Origin of the sequence: Paraliomyxa miuraensis (assembly GCF_026337845.1) — a bacterium.
Lineage (GTDB): Bacteria > Myxococcota_A > Polyangia > Nannocystales > Nannocystaceae > Paraliomyxa > Paraliomyxa miuraensis.
On record NZ_JAOVZF010000126.1, the window covers coordinates 21,342 to 37,712 of the forward strand.

Sequence of the window (16,371 nt, forward strand, 5' to 3'; positions counted from 1 at the left end):
GCCTCGGCCCCACACGCTATCAGGGTTCCGAGCCTCGTGTAGCGAGGCTCGAACCCGGCCCTCCGACCGGGCTACGAGGCCAGCGCGAGCCCGGACAGCGGGCTGCCCTCCACCTCCTGCCGGATCGCCGCCAGCGCCCGGTTCTGGATCTGCCGAATCCGCTCTCGCGACAGTCGATAGTGCTGCCCCAGCGCCTCCAGGGTCATTCGGGGGACGCCGCCCAGCGCAAAGCGCCGCTCGAGGATCTCCCGCTCCATCTGCCCCAGACCCTCCAGGGCCCGACGAGCCAGCACCTCGCTGCGATGGCAGTCGATGCGCTCGTCGAGCTCGGCCTGCGGCGCCGGAGTGCCCAGGCGGTCGCCCCACGTGGGTTGCTCTTCATCGCCATCGGGTGCGTCGAGAGTGACCGAGCGCAGCGACATCGCCTCGATGGCCACGCGGACCTTGGACACGGGCATCCCCACCGCCTCGGCCAGCTCGGCCACGCGAGCCGGCCGGCCGAGCTGCGCCTCGAGATCCGTTCGAGCCGCGCGAACCTTGGTGAAGATGGCGTGCAGGTGCGCCGGAATTCGCACCGTGCGACCGCGATCGACCAGGGCACGCGTGATCGCGTGGCGGATCCACCACACCGCGTAGGTCGAGAAGCGCGTGCCGTGAGCGGGATCGAAGCGCTCGACCGCCTTGATGAGCCCCAGGTTGCCCTCCTGCACCCGGTCGGCGAGCGGCATCGCGCGGCCCGAGTAGCGCTCGGCCACCATCGCCACCAGCCGGAGGTTGGAGCACACGAAGCGATTGCGGGCGTGGAGGTAGCGCTGGCCGGCGATGCGTACGCGCTCGCGATAGCCTTCGAAGGCGGCCGAACCGAGCTCTCGCTCCGCGCCGGGCAGGACCATCTGCGGCAGCCCCTGGGCCAGCGCAGCGAGGGCCTCCATCACCCGCTCGGCCACGGTGCCGTCCACGTCGGCCCGCTCGAGCCCGATGGCGAAGGCCTCGTCGTCGCCCTCCTCCGCAGGAGGCTCGGCCACGGTCGAGCGCAGGACCTCGAGCACCTGCGAGCGCAGCGTGGGCAGCGACAGCAGGGCCACCCACCGCGCGCGTCGGAGCTCGACGAGCTGGATCAGCGCCGCGCGCTCCTCGGTCGCATCCAGCCGAGGATGACGACGAGCCTGGTCGAAGTACAAGTCCAACGGCTCGCGTGACGCTCGAGGTCGAGGACGACGTGCACGCGAGACGGGCTTGGTGCTCTTGGTTTTGTAGACCGGGGACTCCATCGCTGGGCAGCGTCATCTGCAACCGCGGTGCCAACGCCCGGACGCTCAAAGACCCATTCCTCGCGGCCCCCGAACCGCCTGGGCGTGGCCGCTCTGTGTCAGCACCGCTCACCCGTGCGGCTGTGACCCATGCCCAAACGTTGCGGATGAGACGTTGCCGTGCTCAGGAGAGCCCGTGCTTGTCCAGACGCCGGTAGAGCGTGCGCCGCTCGACCCCGAGGATGCGAGCCGCGTGCGACTTGTTGCCCACGGTGATCTCGAGCACCCGCTTGATGTAGCGGCGCTCGAGCTCGTCGAGGGTCGGCAAGTCTTCTGGATCATTGGTGCTCACCACGACGGCCTTGATCTGATGGTCGCGAACCTTGTCCGGGAGATCGGTGGGGCCGATCTTGTCACCCCGGGTCAGGGCCACCGCGCGCTCCATGCAGTTCTCCAGCTCGCGCACGTTGCCGGGCCAGCCATATCCGAGCAGCAGCTCCGCGGCTGCGGGCTCGAGCCCCCGAATGTCGCGCTGACACTGGGCCGCGTAGCGCTCCACGAACGCCTGGGCCAGCAGCAGCACGTCACGGCCGCGCAGGCGCAGCGGCGGTAGCTCCACCCGGACCACGTCGATGCGATAGAGGAGGTCCTCGCGAAAGTCCCCGGACTCCACGTCGGCGGTGAGGTCACGATTGGTCGCCGTGACCAGGCGAACATCGAACGGACGCTCGTGCGGGCCGCCCACCGGCCGAACGCGACGCTCCTGGAGGGCACGCAGCAGCTTGGCCTGAACCTCGCGCGGGAGATCACCGATCTCGTCGAGGAACAGCGTACCGTTGGTCGCCTTCACGAACAGACCCTCACGTGCCTCGTTGGCCCCGGTGAACGCTCCGCGGGCGTGCCCGAACAGCTCGCTCTCCACCAGCCCCGGAGGCAAGGCCGCGCAGTTCAGTGCTACGAACGGGCCCTGGCTCCTTCGGCCCCGCGCATGGAGCGAACGAGCCACCAGCTCCTTGCCGGTGCCGCTCTCGCCGGTGACCAGGACCGATGCCTCACTATGGGCCACCCGGTCGATCAAGTCGAAGACCTTGAGCATCACCGAGCTGCGGCCGATCATCTCGCCGAAGCGCTGACTCTCCCCGAGGGCCTTGCGCAGTCGCGAGACCTCGCACCCCATGCGGTGATGTCGTACCGCACGGGCCATCACGGGGTTCAGCAGCTGGGTGTCGATGGGCTTGGTGAGGAAGTCGTAGGCTCCGCCCCGCAGGGCCGCCACGGCTGCGTCCACGCTCACCTGGCCGGTCATCACGATCACGGGCAGCTCGGGCCGCAGCGAGGCCACCCGACGGCACAGCTCCACCCCGTCGATGCCGTCCATGAGGAGGTCGGTCAGGATCGCATCGGGCTCGATCTCCTCGAGGCGGGACAGCGCGGCCGCGGCCGACATCTCCACGTGGGTCTTGTAGCCCTCGCGCGAGAGCACCCCCCGCAGCAATTCACAGGAGATCTCCTCGTCGTCGACGATCAAGACCGTTCCACTGGACACTGAGAAGGAGCCTAGCGCACACCAGTCGCGTTGCTCGCCGAGAAATCATCGTTCGTTCGACCATCGACGTTTCGAGTCGGGGCGTGCAGGCTCCGCGCGACCCGGCGGCGCGCCCGTTGCGGTTCCAGCGGGTGTTGCTAACCCGTCGCCATGACGCAGCGAGTCTCCCCCTCCGATGCCGTTGCAGCCAACGACGGCCTCACGGGCAATCCCGCTCGCGAGTACGACCAGCTCGCCGCCGAACGGGCCCATGTCCTTCGTTGCGCCATTCGTACGCTGTTTTGGCAGGCGACGGCCGGCAGCCGATACTTCGGCGAGCTCGGGCGGCCGTGGCGAGCTCAGCGGCTTCGCTGGTCGCCGCTGTGGTGGCGGCTGCTCGAGCTCGCGGGGGCCCATGAGCGCGCGCCCATTCTCGCGTGGAACGACGATCCGCCGGCGCTGCCGGGGAGAGGCGGGCTACGGAAACGCCACGTCGTCGCAGATGGCGTAGCTGAAGTCGAGGTACCAGCCGCGCTCGAAGCCGCAGCAGCTGTCGCCGGTCGCGTAGGTGAAGCGCAGCTGGCCGTTCATCCCGAACCAGGGCGAGGTGTCCAGCACGATCACGTCCCAGTCGTCGATGAGGCGTAGATCGTCGCGGAAGTCGCAGAAGGGCTGGGGATTGAGCCCCGACTCGCAGTCGACGAGGGCGGTCCAGCTCATGCCCCCGTCGACCGAGATGGCGATGCTCTTGGTGTCGAAGAACGAGCCCTCGTCCACGTTCCACGAGCCGAAGATCAGCTCGAACGGCACCGTGCCGATGCTGGTGATCACCTGCGACGACTCGCTCTCCGACCCCGGGTAGGGCGGATTGCGGTTGCCGTCGGTCCCGTAGACGGGCCCGTTGGGAAAGAGCGTGGGGCCGGTTCCATTCTGGTTGAGCGGGGCCTCGGTGTAGAAGCCCCAGTCGGCCGTGCCCACGGTCGCCATGACCGTCCACGGCGGCATCCCGCCCGGATCGCTGAACCCGGTGAAGTCGGTGAAGCTCAGGCAGTCGAGGCACTGCCCCGCGTCGCAGAACGAGCAGATCCCCCCGCCAGGGCAATCGTCGCACGGGGCCAGGCCCGTGGGCTGGACGTTGTCGCGGCAGTAGCCCACCCCGTCGCACCCATCGGCCCCGTTGCACTCGTTGTCGAACGGGTCGCCGCACGGCGAGTCCTCGGGCATCCCCATCAGCCCGCACTCGCCCGACGCCGCGCAGTAGCCGGTGCCGCACGTGGTGCCGTAGGCCGTGCAGTCCTCGTCGACCGCGCACCTGCACTCCGTGGCCACGTTGAGCGAGTCGATGTACCAGCCCTGCTCGAAGTCGCAGCAGCTGTCGCCGGTGTCGTAGCCGAATTCCACGATGCCCAGCTGCCCCTGCAGGGCGGGCGGCACGGGGATCTGGACCAGGTCGAACACGGCGGGATCCTGAGCGGTCGACGGCTGGCACATCGGCCAGCTCGGATCCACCGCGCAGTCCACCAGGGTGTCCCAGGTGGTGCCTCCGTCCACGGACACCCGCACCGTCTTGTTGTCGGAGAGCCCGCCGCCCTCGTCCACGTTCCACGACAGGAAGATGATCATCGCGGGCAGCGGCGTGGGCGGGGTGCGGGCGTAGGAGGTCTCGAGCTCCGCGCCGGGGAACGGCGCGACCCGGTTGCCGTCGCTCCCGAGCAACTGGCCCACGAACTCCACCCCGGCCGCGAGCTCGCTCTGCGGCGCGCTGCGGTGCAGCCCCCAGCTCCCCGTCAGCTCCCAGCCCTCGATCGCGCGGGTGGTGACGAAGTTGTTGGTCGGCGCGAACGCGGCACACTCCACGCAAGCGCCTGCGGCACACGTGCAGGTGTCGCCCCCGCACGTGGTGCAGGCCACGCCCTCGTCGACGTGGTTGGCCTGGCAGGTGCCGCTGTTGTCGCAGGTGTCCGGATCGGTGCACTCGTCGTCGGTGGCGTCGCCGCAGGGGGTGCCGAACGGCGCATCGTCGGGCACGCACACCCCGTCCTCGCCGCAGATCGGCACCTGGCACTCGGTCACGGGCAGCTCGGTGCACTCCTCGTCGCTCGTGCACTGCGGTCCGGTGGTGGTCTCGCCGGTGGTCGTGGTGTCGTTGCTGGTGGTGGCGGTGGCGTCGCCCGAGGTGTCGGGATCGGAGTCGCACTCGCATGCGTCGTAGCCCGAGCCATCGAGACGGCACGGTCGCGTGCTCGGCGAGCCGTCGGGGCACGTGCAATCGATCGACTGCCCGGGCATGCACGTCGCACCGGTGGTGGTGAGCTCGGCGTCGGTCGTCGACGAGTCGCCCTCGATGGGGGTGACGGGCGCATCGGGGCAGCCGGTGAGCAGCGCCGCGACGCCGACGAGCAACAGGGACGATCGAAGAGCAAGGGAAGAGCAAGCCATGATGCTCGGCAGCGTAGCCGAGACCGAGGCGGCCACTCAAGGCGCGTCGATCGTCTACCATCCTGCGCGTGACCGACTTCGACGTTTGTGTGATCGGTGCCGGCCCGGCCGGCTTCGCCGCGGCCATGCGCCTTTGGGACTTCGGACAGAAGGTCTGCCTGGTGGAGCGCGGTCGCGTGGGCGGAACGGGGGTCCACAACGGGGCGCTCTCGTCCAAGACCCTGTGGGAGCTGTCGTGCGACTATCGAAGGGCCCGTCGACGCGATCGCGGCTACGTTGCCACCGATCTCCAGGTCCACTTCGACGCCGTGATGCAGGTGGTCGAGGAGGCCACCGGGGCCAAGGTCGAGCAGATGAAGCGGCAGCTGCGGGAGCTCGCCCCTCGCGAGGACGGACCCCGCAGCGGCGCCTCCGGCTCGATCACCCTGGTGCAGGGCAGCGCGCGGTTCGTGGATCCGCACACGGTGGTGGTGGAAGGCGCGAGCGCGGGCGACAGCCGTCGGATCACGGCGCGGAGCTTCATCGTGGCCACCGGCTCGCGGCCGCGCACGCTGCCCGAGCTCGAGATCGACGGGCGGCACATCATCACCTCCGATCACATCGGGCGGCTGCAGCGATTCCCGCGCAGCCTCGTGGTGCTCGGCGCGGGCGTGGTGGGCTGCGAGTTCGCCACCATCTTCGCCAACTATGGCCAGACCAAGGTGTACCTCATCGACCGCGCGGAGCGGATCCTTCCGTTCGAGGATCCCGACGTGGCGCGGGTGTGCTCGACCAACCTCGAGGCCAAGGGCGTGACCATCCACCACCGCGCCAAGCTGGTCTCGATGCACGTGGTGGGCGAGGAGGTCGAGTACACCATCGAGCACCACACGGGAGGGCGCGAGACGATCCGGGTGGAGAACGCGCTGGTCTCGATCGGTCGCGTACCCAACACGAACGGCCTGGGGCTCGAGGACATCGGCGTGACGCTCGCCAACGGCGGCCACGTGGTGACCACCGACACCCAGACCTCGGTGCCCCACGTCTACGCCGTCGGCGACGTGACCCTCGACGTGGCGCTGGTGAGCGTGGGGGAGATCGAGGGCCGGCACGCGGCCGAGCGGATCGCCGGGCAGGCCAGGGGATCGCTGGCCTACGACAACCTCTCGACGATCATGTTCCTCGACCCCGAGGTGGCGGCGATCGGGCTCAATGAGCTGCAGGCGCAGGAGCGGCGGATTCCCTACCGGGTGGCCGTGTACAACTACTCGCTGGTCAACCGCCCGATCGCGATGCGGGCCACGGATGGCTTCGTCAAGCTCTTGACCACCGACGACGACGAGCTGCGGATCCTGGGCATGCGAGCGCTGGGCGTGCATGCGTCGACGATGCTCGAGGCGATCTCGCTGATGATCCAGCACAGCCGCTCGGCGCGGGACCTGGCCGAGCTCTTGCACCCGCATCCGGCGGTGACCGAGGGCCTGCAGGACTGCGTGCGGATGCTGATGGGCAGCTCGATCTACAAGCCGTGCGTGTTCCAGTCGGAGCTTCGGCTGTCGCGGATCGGGTACGAGGACGCGGAGTAGCTCAGCGATCGATGCCGATTCGATCAAGTGACCGACCGACGACGCAACCCGCTCTACCCGGCCTGTTCCATTGCGGCGGTCTCGACCCATACCCTCAGCTCGCTGCCCACACGAAATCCCGAAGCCCGATGTTATAAGGTCCGCTCCATGAGCCACCACCGAGCTTCTCTTTCCTGGTCGCGCGCGGACGCGGGATTCGGCTACAAGGAATACCCGCGGGACCACCAGTGGACCTTTCCCCGCAGCGGTCAGGCCCTGAAGGCGGCCGCCGCCCCCGAATTCCTGGGAGGGCCGGATTGCGTGGATCCCGAGGAGGCCTTCACCGCAGCGCTCGCGAGTTGCCACCTGCTGACCTTCCTGGCCATTGCCAGCATGAGCGGCTACGTGGTCGATTCCTACGAGGACGAACCGGTGGGCTTCCTGGAGAAGGCGGAGGACGGCAAGCCGTGGCTGGCGAAGGTCGTGATGCGCCCGCGGATCGCCTTTTCGGGGGAGAAACGACCCACGCCGGAGCAGGTGACGCAGCTGCACGAGAAGGCCCACCGGGAATGCTTCCTGGCTCGCTCGGTCAAGACCGAGGTCACCTGGGAAAGCTGAGTCCCGGTTCCGCTTCCGGCTCGAGGTCCGCGCGTACCGGACCCGACCCGAGTGCTGGACCTACAGCCGCGGCACCGTGATCCGCGTAGACCATACAGCATCGCGGACCGTCAGCCGAGACCCCGGTCCTGGGTCCTTGGTGAGCCACGTGGCCCGCGGCCTCATGGCCGCACGTGCTCGAAGATCACATTGTCCGCCAGCCCCCTTGCCCGCGATAGCGCCGCTTCGTCGCGCACGGTCCAGACCAGCAGCGGTCGGCCCAGCCTCCTCCATGCGCTCGGGGCCCAGTGGGGCAGCGCGGCCAGCTCGTAGCCGATGAAGTCGGGCAGCACGGCGGGTGCGAGCAGCAGGTGCTCGATGGCGATCACCTGGTGCGGCGGGAGTCCTTCGTGGCGCATGTTGCCCGAGAGCATCCCGCGTGGCAGGTGCGGCGCGTGACGGTGCATCCACAGCATCGACCACGGGTTGAAGCTCTGCACCGCATGCTCGCCCGGCCAGCGCGCCAGCACCCTGCACACCGCCTGCTCGAGCGGGCCAACCACGCTCGCGCCCGTGCTCTTGAGCTCCACCAGCGCGGGCACGCGTCCGTCGATGCGCTCGAGCACCTGCTCGAGGCTGGGTACGTGCTCGTCGCCGTCGAGCAGGCGCAGCGCGGTCAGCTCGGCGAGCGTGTGCTCGGCCACCCGACCGTGACGACCGGTCATGCGCTCGAGCGTCTCGTCGTGGAACACGACCACCTCGCCGTCGGCCGTGAGGTGCACGTCGAGCTCCACGGGGTGACCGGCCGCCGCGGCTGCCTCGAAGGCGGCCAGCGAATTCTCGGGGCGCTCGCGGGGTTGCTCGGCGCAGTGCAGCCCGCGATGGGCGATGGGCCGCCGCCGCAGCCAGCGCGGGGCATTGGGGCGAATGCGGGGCAAGGAGATCCACGGGCTCATGAGCGCACCGAGTCGACCCGCCATGGTGGCCTTGGGGCTCTAGCACGACCGCGGCTCGAATTGCGACTGGCCCCAGGTGCTCGGTGTAGGATCACCTGCGCTCGAGCGTTGGCCCGGTCATCGATGAGGCGCACCGAAACCCAGGCCCCCTCCCGGCGTTTCCAAGCCCCCATGGTTCTGCCTCGCTGGGCTCGTGCGCTGGTGGCCGTGGCGCTCCTCTGCTCCTGCGGGGGCTGCGGATCGTCGGCCTCCCCCGACGACGCCGACGATCCGGGCTCGTCGGTGCGCCACCACCCCCGCACGAGTACCAGCTCGCTCTCCTTCGATCCCCCGCCCTTGCCCGCCGTGCCCGCGGGCACCCCCCCGCTGCGGGTGCTGACGTTCAACATCAACTTCGGCGTGGGCGAGGACCCGCGCAACGTGGCCGCGGTGGCCGAGGCCGATGCCGACCTCGTGCTCCTGCAGGAGACCACCCTCGCCTCCGAGCAGGCGTTTCGCCAGGTGCTCGCGGACCGCTATCCCCACATGCTGTTTCGCGAGTGCTGCAACGCCGGGGGACTGGGCGTGATGTCCAAGTACCCCATTGCCGAGGAGCAGTACCTCGAGCCCACGGTGGGGTGGTTTCCCGCCTGGCGCGTGGTGATCGATGCCCCGCTGGGCCCGGTGCAGGTGCTCGACGTGCACCTGCGCCCGCCCATGAGCGACGGGGGCAGCTGGGTGGCGGGCTACTTCAGCACCCGCGACGTGCGACGCGACGAGATGGCCGCATTCTGGGTGGCGATGGATCCGTCGATGCCCACCATCGTCGCGGGTGACTTCAACGAGGATGCCGAAGGCAAGGCGATCGCCTACCTCGCCGAGCAGGGGCTGCACAGCGCCTTGCCTCAGGTCGCGCCGAAGGCCAAGACCTGGCGCTGGCCCACGCGCATGGGGGAGCTCCGCATGATGCTCGACCACGTGGTCTACGGGGCGGGCTTGCAGCTCCATGCCGCCGAGGTGATGGATCGCGGCACCTCGGATCACCAGCCCGTCCTCGTGGTCCTGAGCGCGGCAGAACCCGTGGCAGCCCGCTAGAACATCGAATCGCGAGGCGCGATCCCGAGCGACGACGTGGCGCCCGAAGGCCGTGATACCGTCGTCGGCATGACATCGACGATCGAGATGGCTTGGACTTCGCTGGCCGCTGCGGCGGTGACCGCCGTGGTCACTCTGACCCACCCCAACACCGCCGAGGCCTGTGGCGGCACGTTCTGCGACACGGGGCCGGCTTCGATGCCGGTGGACCAGTCGGGCGAGAACATCATCTTCGTGATGCAGGGAGCCACGACCGAGGCCCACATCCAGATCCAGTACGATCCCATGACCACGGCGGAGAAGTTCGCGTGGGTCATTCCGGTGCTTCAGGTGCCGAGCTTCGAGGTGAGCTCGGACGCGCTGTTCACCAACGTGCTCGCCGGCACGGTGCCCTCCTATGGCTTCACCACCACGGTCGAGAGCTGCGGCGGCGCGAGCTCGGGAGATGACGGTGGAGGGACCGGCGCAGGAGGAACGACCGGAGGCGAGGAAACGGGCACCACCGGCGGCGGCCCGCAGGTGGTGTTCGAGGACACGGTGGGCGCGTTCGACATCGTGGTGCTCCAGGGCGGCACGGCCCAGGAGGTGATGGACTGGCTCGCGGCCAACCAGTTCGAGCAGGATCCGGCCTCGCTGCCGATCCTCGACGAGTACCTGAGCGAGGGCTACCTGTTCGCGGCGTTTCGGCTCACCAACGGGGCGGACACCGAGCAGATCCACCCGGTGGCGCTGATCTTCGACAACGACGAGGCCTGCATCCCCATTCGCCTCACCCGCATCGCGGCGGTCGAGGACATGGACATTCGCTCGTTCTTCTTCGCCGATCACCGGGTGGTGCCCCAGAACTACCGCCACGTGCTGGTCAACCCGCTCAAGCTCGACTGGGTGAACTTCGCGGACAACTACAAGGAGGTGATCACGCTCGCGGTCGATGCCGACGAGGCCAATGGGCGCGCGTTCGTGACCGAGTATGCCGGCAGCAGCGCGGTGGTGAGCCAGGACGGGATCTGGAGCGACCAGTGGGACGCGGCGCCGTTCGTGGCGGCCGACCCCACCACGGTCGTCGATCTGCTCGACGCCCAGGGCCTGGCGTCCTGCTTCGACGTGGGTGGGGGCTTCTTCGAGTGCGCCTACGCGCACACGCTGATCCGTGGCCTGCTGCTTCAGTACCTGCCCGTGCCCGCCGGCCTGAACGAGGCCGACTTCTACGGGTGCCTCTCGTGCTATGCGGGCCAGATCGACATGATGGCCTGGGACGGCACCGCGTTCTCCCAGGCGCTCCAGGAGCGCATCATCGATCCGGGGCAGCACGCGGTGACGGTGCTCGACTCGTTCCCCACCCTCACTCGCATGTACACCACGATCTCTCCCGGGGAGATGACCGAGGATCCGTTCTTCTACGAGAACCCCGACCTGCCCGACGTCGACCTCACCAACGAGGTCGCCAACCGGTTCATCCGCTGCAACAACGCCGCGATCTGGACCCTGCCCGACGGGCGCGAGGTGTATGCGCCCAACCCCGCCATGTGGCCGGACATCCCGGGCGAGATGCCCTGGGAGGAAGAGGTGCAGGAGATCGCGGCCGCGGGGGGTCCGGTGAGCCTGGTGGACAACACGGTGCTCATCGACACCCTGCTCGCGGAGTACAACTGCCAGTTCGACTACCCCTCGCCCGAGGCGTGCGGCAACGGGAGCGCCGACACCACGGCCGACGGCACGGACACCAACGGCACCGATACCAACGGCACGGCCACCGGCGTGAGCACCAGCGGCTCGGCCACCGACGGTGAGGGCAGCACCGGCACCGCCGGGCAGGATGGCTCGGGCGGGGACGGCGGCTGCGGCTGCTCGACCCGGCCGCGCGGGAACGCGTGGGGACTCGGGCTGCTCGGCCTGGCGCTGCTGGGCCTGCGACGACGGCGGTGAGCAACCCCGTGGTACCCGACGACGGGGCCGGCCGCTCGGCCCCGATCACTCCGACCGCTGGCGTCCGACCGCCGATCCCGGCGTCCACCACTCGGGAGGCCGACCCAGCTGACGCACGATCTCGGCCGCGAGGAAGGGGCACTTCTCCTCGAGAAAGGAGAAGGTGATCTTCCCCTCGAGGTAGGGCTGATACCAGTTGCCGCGAGCCCTTCGACAGTCGTAGTCATCGAGCGCGAGGTCGTCGATGGTGCCCTGGATGCGCTTGCGGAGCTCTTCGCTGAGCGTTGGATTGGGGAAGATGCGCATGGTGGAGAGATCGAGCTGGAACCATTCCTGCCCCTCCTCGATCTCGAACGGATCGATGATCGTCTTGGTGCCCTTGCGGCTGTTCATCAGCCCGCATGCAAGGCGGTAGTTCGACCACTCGTACGCATCCTCCACCCTCGAGGACACCTTGGTCGCCTTGGCCGAGAAGTGATCCGTCGTCTTGCTCCCCACGACGTGTGGAATGTAGAGGCACGAGTATGCACAGATGCCGCGATACTGCTCATGCAGATCGTCGAGACATCTCGTCCAGTAGTCGGGGAGATCCTTGCTCTCGATGACCTCCTTGACCCCGCGCTTGGGACCCGGTCGGCTCGGAGCAGGCGCCCCTCGGAGCTCGGCGAGCGCTCGCAGCCCGGGCTTGCGCACCTTCTCCTCGAAATTGGGCGGCTCGGGACGAAGCTCGACGCGGATCATGGCTCGAGCCCCATCCGCTCGGCGCGAAACAGCCACCGCGGCCAGAACGGGTCGGTGTCCTCGAGCACGGCTCGAAGCTGGCGATGGACGTCACGCAGCCGCTCGGGCGTAGGCGCGGGCTCCTCCAGCAGCCGGGTGGCGCTCTCGATCGCCTGCTCCGCCTCCACCGAGCGGGCCTCACCGAGATCGAAGATCTCCGAGGTCAGCCACGCCGAAGCATCGCCCCGCGGTCGCCACTCGTACTTCGAACACACGACCTGGTCACCGACGAGGTCGAGCATGAAGACCGCGTCCTGCTCCGGATCGAAGCGCGGCTCGAGCGACGCGAGGACCAGCGGAGAGTGAGTGGTGGCGACGATCTGCACCTCCAGCGCATCGGTGGCCCCGAGCGCCTGCACCACTCCGAGCATGGCCGGCAGGATCGTGCGCTGCCACTTGGGGTGCAGGTGCGCTTCGATCTCGTCGACGAGGAAGATGACCTGCTTGGTGGTCGAGAGCTTGTTCTTGAGCTCCACCGCCCGTTGATGCTCTTGCCACGCCCACGTGAGCAGATAGGCCAGCGCCGCGATGCGCTTGATGCCAGCCGCAGCATGAACGATCGGCACGATGCCATACGGGGTCTCGAACGTGGGGATGTCTCGGGGATCGCCCGTGATTCGCACCGGATCGCCCGGGCGAAGGCGCTCCGCGGGCGATGGTGACAACGCCTCGAGAATGGCGCCGAGCTGGGTGAACGCATGCCCGCCCTTGTCCTGCCACGAGACCCAGTCCCGGACGAGTCCGTTGCAAAAGGGCCCGCTGTCCCAGACGCTCTGGGGGGTCGGGAAGTGGTACGCGGCTGGACGCTCGGGCTCGTCGATCCCCAGCGAAGGTGCATTCTTCCAGTAATTTCGCGCGGGATCCCACACCGAGAAGCTGCCATCGACTCGGGCGTAGAGCACCATGCCCGGGTCGGCAGGACGGGCCTTGGGGGAGGGCCATCCCAGGCGCTCGAAGTCGTAGTTCGCGACGTAGTCCTTCGCTCCGGTCTTGGCATCGAAGCGGTACTCGATGCGAGGCCGGACGTTGGGCCCGCGCCGTGGCATCAGCGGAAGCCCCGCCCACGTACGGGTGAGGGCCCACCACGCCGCCTCGAGCAGGAACGTCTTTCCGAGCCCATTGTCGCCGGTGATCAGGTTGATCCGAGGACCAAGCGAGATGGACAGCTCCGGGGCGGGGCCGACGTCTCGAAACGCGAGATGATGGAGCATGGGCGGCGGCGGGATTCTAGCCCGCCACCCGAGCCCGGTACACCCCGCGCTCGCCGTCGACACCGCCGTCGGTCGCGAACACGAGGTCCCCGTCGAGCGGGTCGCCCTGGTTCAGCCGTGGTGACTGAACGAATCCTCGTGCATCGATCCGAACCCAGCCTCCTCCGCCACCGGCCCCGTCGCGCGGGTCGACGAGGCGTAGCGGTCCGTGCTCGGTGTCGTCCTCGTTCACGATGGTGAGGATGCGACCGTCGCTCAGGCGCCCGCGGCTTGCGTGCACGTGATCGGCCAGCCGTACCAGCGGACCCCCGTCGAACGGCTGGAAGCTCAGGCTGCCCTCGCCCGGCGCGGGAACGTCGTCGTCCTCGAAGATCTCGAGACCATCGGAGCGCCGCGAGACCACACCGCGGTGGCGCACGATGAGCGTGGGCTCGGGCTCGCCGGGGAGCCAGCGCAGCTCCTCGGTCCATCCGTCGACCTTGCGCGCCAGCCATAGCGCATCGCCGTCGAGCACGCCGCGAACGTCGGCTCCCTCGGGCAGCGTGATCAGCTCGGGCTCGGGCTCGGGCTCGTCATTGCCGAGCCGAAACACCATCAGGCCTTCGACGTCGTCGCGCAGCACCAGGTATCCGCCCGCAAAGGGGTTGCCGGTCCACTCGAGGTGGGTGTTCAAGAGGTGGGCATCGGTTCCGCGCGAGCGGTCGCGCAGGAACACGGGACCCACCGGGGTGTCGGGGTCGCCCTCGGCGGGCTCGAGCACCTGCCAGACGACGAAGCGACCGTCGCCCGAGACCCGAAGCTCGCGCACGCCATCGAGCTCGAGCTCACCCTGCCCCGTGACCAGATCGAAGCGCCATGCCGTGCCGTCCTCGGCCAGCGCGACCGCCTCGGTCCCCCTGGCCCACAGCGAGGTGGTGCTGCCCGAGCCGGGGCCAAAGAAGGTGTTGCGCGAGGTCCGAATCCGATCCATGAGCACCTCGGGCTCGGCCTGCGGATCGGAGGGCGTGCGCAGGAGCACCAGCGAGCCGAGGCGCTCGTCCGGATCGCTCTCGACCGCGAGCAGGCCCACGTCGGTGGAGCGCAGCGGGCACCAGGCGTGGAGGATCGGCCGCGGCGGGGAACCGCCCTCGAGGTCGAGCACGTGCGCCCCGTGGCCCTCGGCCCCGCATGCGAGCACCAGCCCGTCGTAGCGGGCCGTCAGCGCGAGGCCGCGCCCGAGCTCCACGGGGGCCTCCCCGCACGGTCCCACCGCGGTGATCGCCAGGTCGAGGGTGGGCGGCAGCGTGGCCAGAGGTCGGGCGGGATCGACGAAGAACGTGCTCATCAGCAGGCGATCGTCCACGCGGTCCACGCCGTGGGCATGCTCGCCCGCGGCCAGGGGCAGCAGTCGATGCGGCCCCTCGTGGCCGCAGACCGGCTCGAACAATGCTCCAGGGGGCATCTGCTCCTCGGACATCGCGAGCGGATCGTTGCTGCACGCGCCCAGCAGCAACCCCAGCGCGGCGCTGCGGCGAACCACCGGGACAGCATAGCAGGGCTCGCCGTCGGCACTAGCCTCTCGCTCGGACGGCGGTCCCTCGCGATCACCCTTGCCTCGTGCGGCTCGACGCTCCCATCGACCCGCGCTAGCTTTGGGCCCATGCTCCTGGGTGTCGATGGGTTGAGGGTTCGGATCGCGGCCGCGCTGGGTTTGGCTCCGCTGCTCGTGGTGGGTTCGACCGCTTGCGTGACGCGGACGATCGAGGACCTCGACGACGCCGGCGAGGGCGGCGAGAGCAGCGGCTCGACCAGCGACGATCCCTCCTCCACCGGAAGCACCACCAACACCAGCGTCGCCAGCTCGGTGGGGACCTCGGTGGGCCCCACCACCGCCACCGTCACCACCGTGACCACGGTGGATCCCGGCGATACCGGGCCGCAGCCCGTGTGCGTGTCGACCGGCGACTACTACGAGTGGGAGATCTGGTGGCCCCCCACTCCCGCGGGCGAGTGCGTGTGCGACGAGGAGTGCCAGTACGTGGCCGTCGACCAGTGGTACGACGCCAACTGCTGCGACAGCTGCTGGTACGTCTTCGGCGACGTGCTCTGCACCGAGCCGCTGGGCGACGCTTGCCGCTTCATCGTGACCATGCGCGAGGATGGCTGCGGCGAGGGACGCCCGCTGCTCATCGACGGGCGCGCCCGTACGGCCGAGCTGCAGGAGCTCGGCGACCATGCTTGGGGATCGGCGCGGGACTGGGCCCGGTTCGAGGCCAGGCCCCGCATCGACGAGCTACGGCCCACGCAGCGGCGCATGCTCGCCGAGCGCTGGGCTCGCTCGGCGCTGGCCGAGCATGCCTCGGTGGCCTCGTTCGCGCGCTTCGTGCTCGACCTGAGCGCCATGGGAGCGCCGCCCGAGCTGTTGTCCGAGGCGGCCGCGGCCATGCAGGACGAGATCCGCCACGCGCAGGTCGCCTTTGCCCTGGCCAGCGCCTACGCCGGACATCCGATGGGTCCGGGCCCGCTGCCCATGCGCGGGCTCTCGGCGGGGGGCGACCCCGAGACGATCGTGCGCATGGCCATCCGCGAGGGCTGCATCGAGGAGACGCTGGCCGCCGCCGAGGCCGAGCTCGCGGCCCATCGTGCCACCGACCCCGCCGTGCGCCAGGCGCTGAGCGCCATCGCCGAGGACGAGGCCCGTCATGCGGTGCTGGCGTGGCGCTTCGTCGACTGGGCGGTGCGCTCCGATCCCTCGCTGGCCTCGGCGGTGCGCGAGGAGATGCTCCGGGCGATGGAGCTCGCCGACGCGGCCGAGTCCGACGACGTCGAGCACGAGCTCGGTGACGGGACGTCTCCCGAGGACGAAGAGCTCGCTTCGGCCCATGGGGTGGTCCCCGAGCGGCTGCGCCGACAGCTGCGGGCGCAGTGCCTGCGCAACACCATCCGCCCGTGCGCCTTCGCGATGCTGCAGGGGCGCCGGGACAACGACTCGGCATGGCCCTCGTGATCCGCCTCGAGCCCCAGTGACGTCCGCACGAGCCCCGGCCGCGCCGGGTGAGCGCCCATCGGCTCGCTGGCGAAATCGCTCGT

Annotated in this window: 12 protein-coding genes; 5 read left to right on the forward strand and 7 right to left on the reverse strand. The window is 69.4% G+C overall.

Features of this window, described 5'->3' with window-relative positions; all coding sequences use genetic code 11:
• Window positions 1-71 precede the first annotated feature (71 nt).
• From OEB96_RS02410 to OEB96_RS02420, 3 genes are all read right to left on the reverse strand, one after another.
• Window positions 72-1,187, reverse strand: a complete 1,116-nt coding sequence (locus OEB96_RS02410; RefSeq protein WP_266213777.1) for a sigma-70 family RNA polymerase sigma factor — start codon at window positions 1,185-1,187, stop codon at window positions 72-74.
• 247 nt (window positions 1,188-1,434) lie between these two features.
• Entirely contained in the window at window positions 1,435-2,796 is a 1,362-nt protein-coding gene (locus tag OEB96_RS02415; RefSeq protein ID WP_266213778.1) for a sigma-54-dependent transcriptional regulator, read from the reverse strand.
• Window positions 2,797-3,252: 456 nt separating this feature from the next.
• On the reverse strand, window positions 3,253-5,214 hold the full coding sequence (locus tag OEB96_RS02420) for a hypothetical protein (RefSeq protein ID WP_266213779.1): 1,962 nt from the start codon (window positions 5,212-5,214) through the stop codon (window positions 3,253-3,255).
• Between the two features lie 68 nt (window positions 5,215-5,282).
• On the opposite strand from OEB96_RS02420, the gene OEB96_RS02425 reads away from it, so the two are divergent.
• Window positions 5,283-6,779 (forward strand): dihydrolipoyl dehydrogenase family protein, encoded by a 1,497-nt coding sequence (locus tag OEB96_RS02425; protein ID WP_266213780.1) that lies wholly within the window; start codon window positions 5,283-5,285, stop codon window positions 6,777-6,779.
• 147 nt (window positions 6,780-6,926) lie between these two features.
• Window positions 6,927-7,376 (forward strand): OsmC family protein, encoded by a 450-nt coding sequence (locus OEB96_RS02430; protein WP_266213781.1) that lies wholly within the window; start codon window positions 6,927-6,929, stop codon window positions 7,374-7,376.
• Between the two features lie 161 nt (window positions 7,377-7,537).
• Here OEB96_RS02430 and OEB96_RS02435 read toward each other — a convergent pair whose 3' ends face one another.
• Entirely contained in the window at window positions 7,538-8,335 is a 798-nt protein-coding gene (locus tag OEB96_RS02435; RefSeq protein WP_266213782.1) for a glycerophosphodiester phosphodiesterase family protein, read from the reverse strand.
• Between the two features lie 147 nt (window positions 8,336-8,482).
• On the opposite strand from OEB96_RS02435, the gene OEB96_RS02440 reads away from it, so the two are divergent.
• Both OEB96_RS02440 and OEB96_RS02445 read left to right on the forward strand, forming a co-directional pair.
• Window positions 8,483-9,385: an endonuclease/exonuclease/phosphatase family protein gene (locus tag OEB96_RS02440; protein WP_266213783.1), complete on the forward strand. Its 903-nt coding sequence runs from the start codon at window positions 8,483-8,485 to the stop codon at window positions 9,383-9,385.
• Between the two features lie 69 nt (window positions 9,386-9,454).
• The gene (locus OEB96_RS02445) at window positions 9,455-11,311 is read left to right on the forward strand and encodes a DUF2330 domain-containing protein (protein ID WP_266213784.1); all 1,857 of its coding nucleotides are present in this window, start codon (window positions 9,455-9,457) and stop codon (window positions 11,309-11,311) included.
• Between the two features lie 45 nt (window positions 11,312-11,356).
• Here OEB96_RS02445 and OEB96_RS02450 read toward each other — a convergent pair whose 3' ends face one another.
• Genes OEB96_RS02450 through OEB96_RS02460 form a run of 3 tightly spaced genes read right to left on the reverse strand, consistent with a single transcriptional unit; the run spans window position 11,357 to window position 14,821 of the window.
• Window positions 11,357-12,052, reverse strand: a complete 696-nt coding sequence (locus OEB96_RS02450; RefSeq protein ID WP_266213785.1) for a hypothetical protein — start codon at window positions 12,050-12,052, stop codon at window positions 11,357-11,359.
• A complete protein-coding gene (locus OEB96_RS02455) occupies window positions 12,049-13,302 on the reverse strand; it encodes an AAA family ATPase (protein WP_266213786.1) in 1,254 nt (417 codons plus the stop codon). The genes OEB96_RS02450 and OEB96_RS02455 overlap by 4 nt, the downstream gene beginning before the upstream one ends.
• A gap of 16 nt (window positions 13,303-13,318) precedes the next feature.
• On the reverse strand, window positions 13,319-14,821 hold the full coding sequence (locus tag OEB96_RS02460) for a hypothetical protein (protein WP_266213787.1): 1,503 nt from the start codon (window positions 14,819-14,821) through the stop codon (window positions 13,319-13,321).
• A gap of 120 nt (window positions 14,822-14,941) precedes the next feature.
• Here OEB96_RS02460 and OEB96_RS02465 point away from each other — a divergent pair, with 120 nt between their 5' ends.
• Window positions 14,942-16,288, forward strand: a complete 1,347-nt coding sequence (locus tag OEB96_RS02465) for a ferritin-like domain-containing protein (RefSeq protein ID WP_266213788.1) — start codon at window positions 14,942-14,944, stop codon at window positions 16,286-16,288.
• Window positions 16,289-16,371 lie beyond the last annotated feature (83 nt).

What these genes read in the sequence shown, in the direction of transcription:
- OEB96_RS02420 (WP_266213779.1), bottom strand. Translation starts at nt 5,214, where the DNA reads ATGGCTTGCTCTTCCCTTGCTCTTCGATCGTCCCTGTTGCTCGTCGGC.
- OEB96_RS02430 (WP_266213781.1), top strand. Translation starts at nt 6,927, where the DNA reads ATGAGCCACCACCGAGCTTCTCTTTCCTGGTCGCGCGCGGACGCGGGA.
- OEB96_RS02435 (WP_266213782.1), bottom strand. Translation starts at nt 8,335, where the DNA reads ATGGCGGGTCGACTCGGTGCGCTCATGAGCCCGTGGATCTCCTTGCCC.
- OEB96_RS02440 (WP_266213783.1), top strand. Translation starts at nt 8,483, where the DNA reads ATGGTTCTGCCTCGCTGGGCTCGTGCGCTGGTGGCCGTGGCGCTCCTC.
- OEB96_RS02445 (WP_266213784.1), top strand. Translation starts at nt 9,455, where the DNA reads ATGACATCGACGATCGAGATGGCTTGGACTTCGCTGGCCGCTGCGGCG.
- OEB96_RS02450 (WP_266213785.1), bottom strand. Translation starts at nt 12,052, where the DNA reads ATGATCCGCGTCGAGCTTCGTCCCGAGCCGCCCAATTTCGAGGAGAAG.
- OEB96_RS02455 (WP_266213786.1), bottom strand. Translation starts at nt 13,302, where the DNA reads ATGCTCCATCATCTCGCGTTTCGAGACGTCGGCCCCGCCCCGGAGCTG.
- OEB96_RS02465 (WP_266213788.1), top strand. Translation starts at nt 14,942, where the DNA reads ATGCTCCTGGGTGTCGATGGGTTGAGGGTTCGGATCGCGGCCGCGCTG.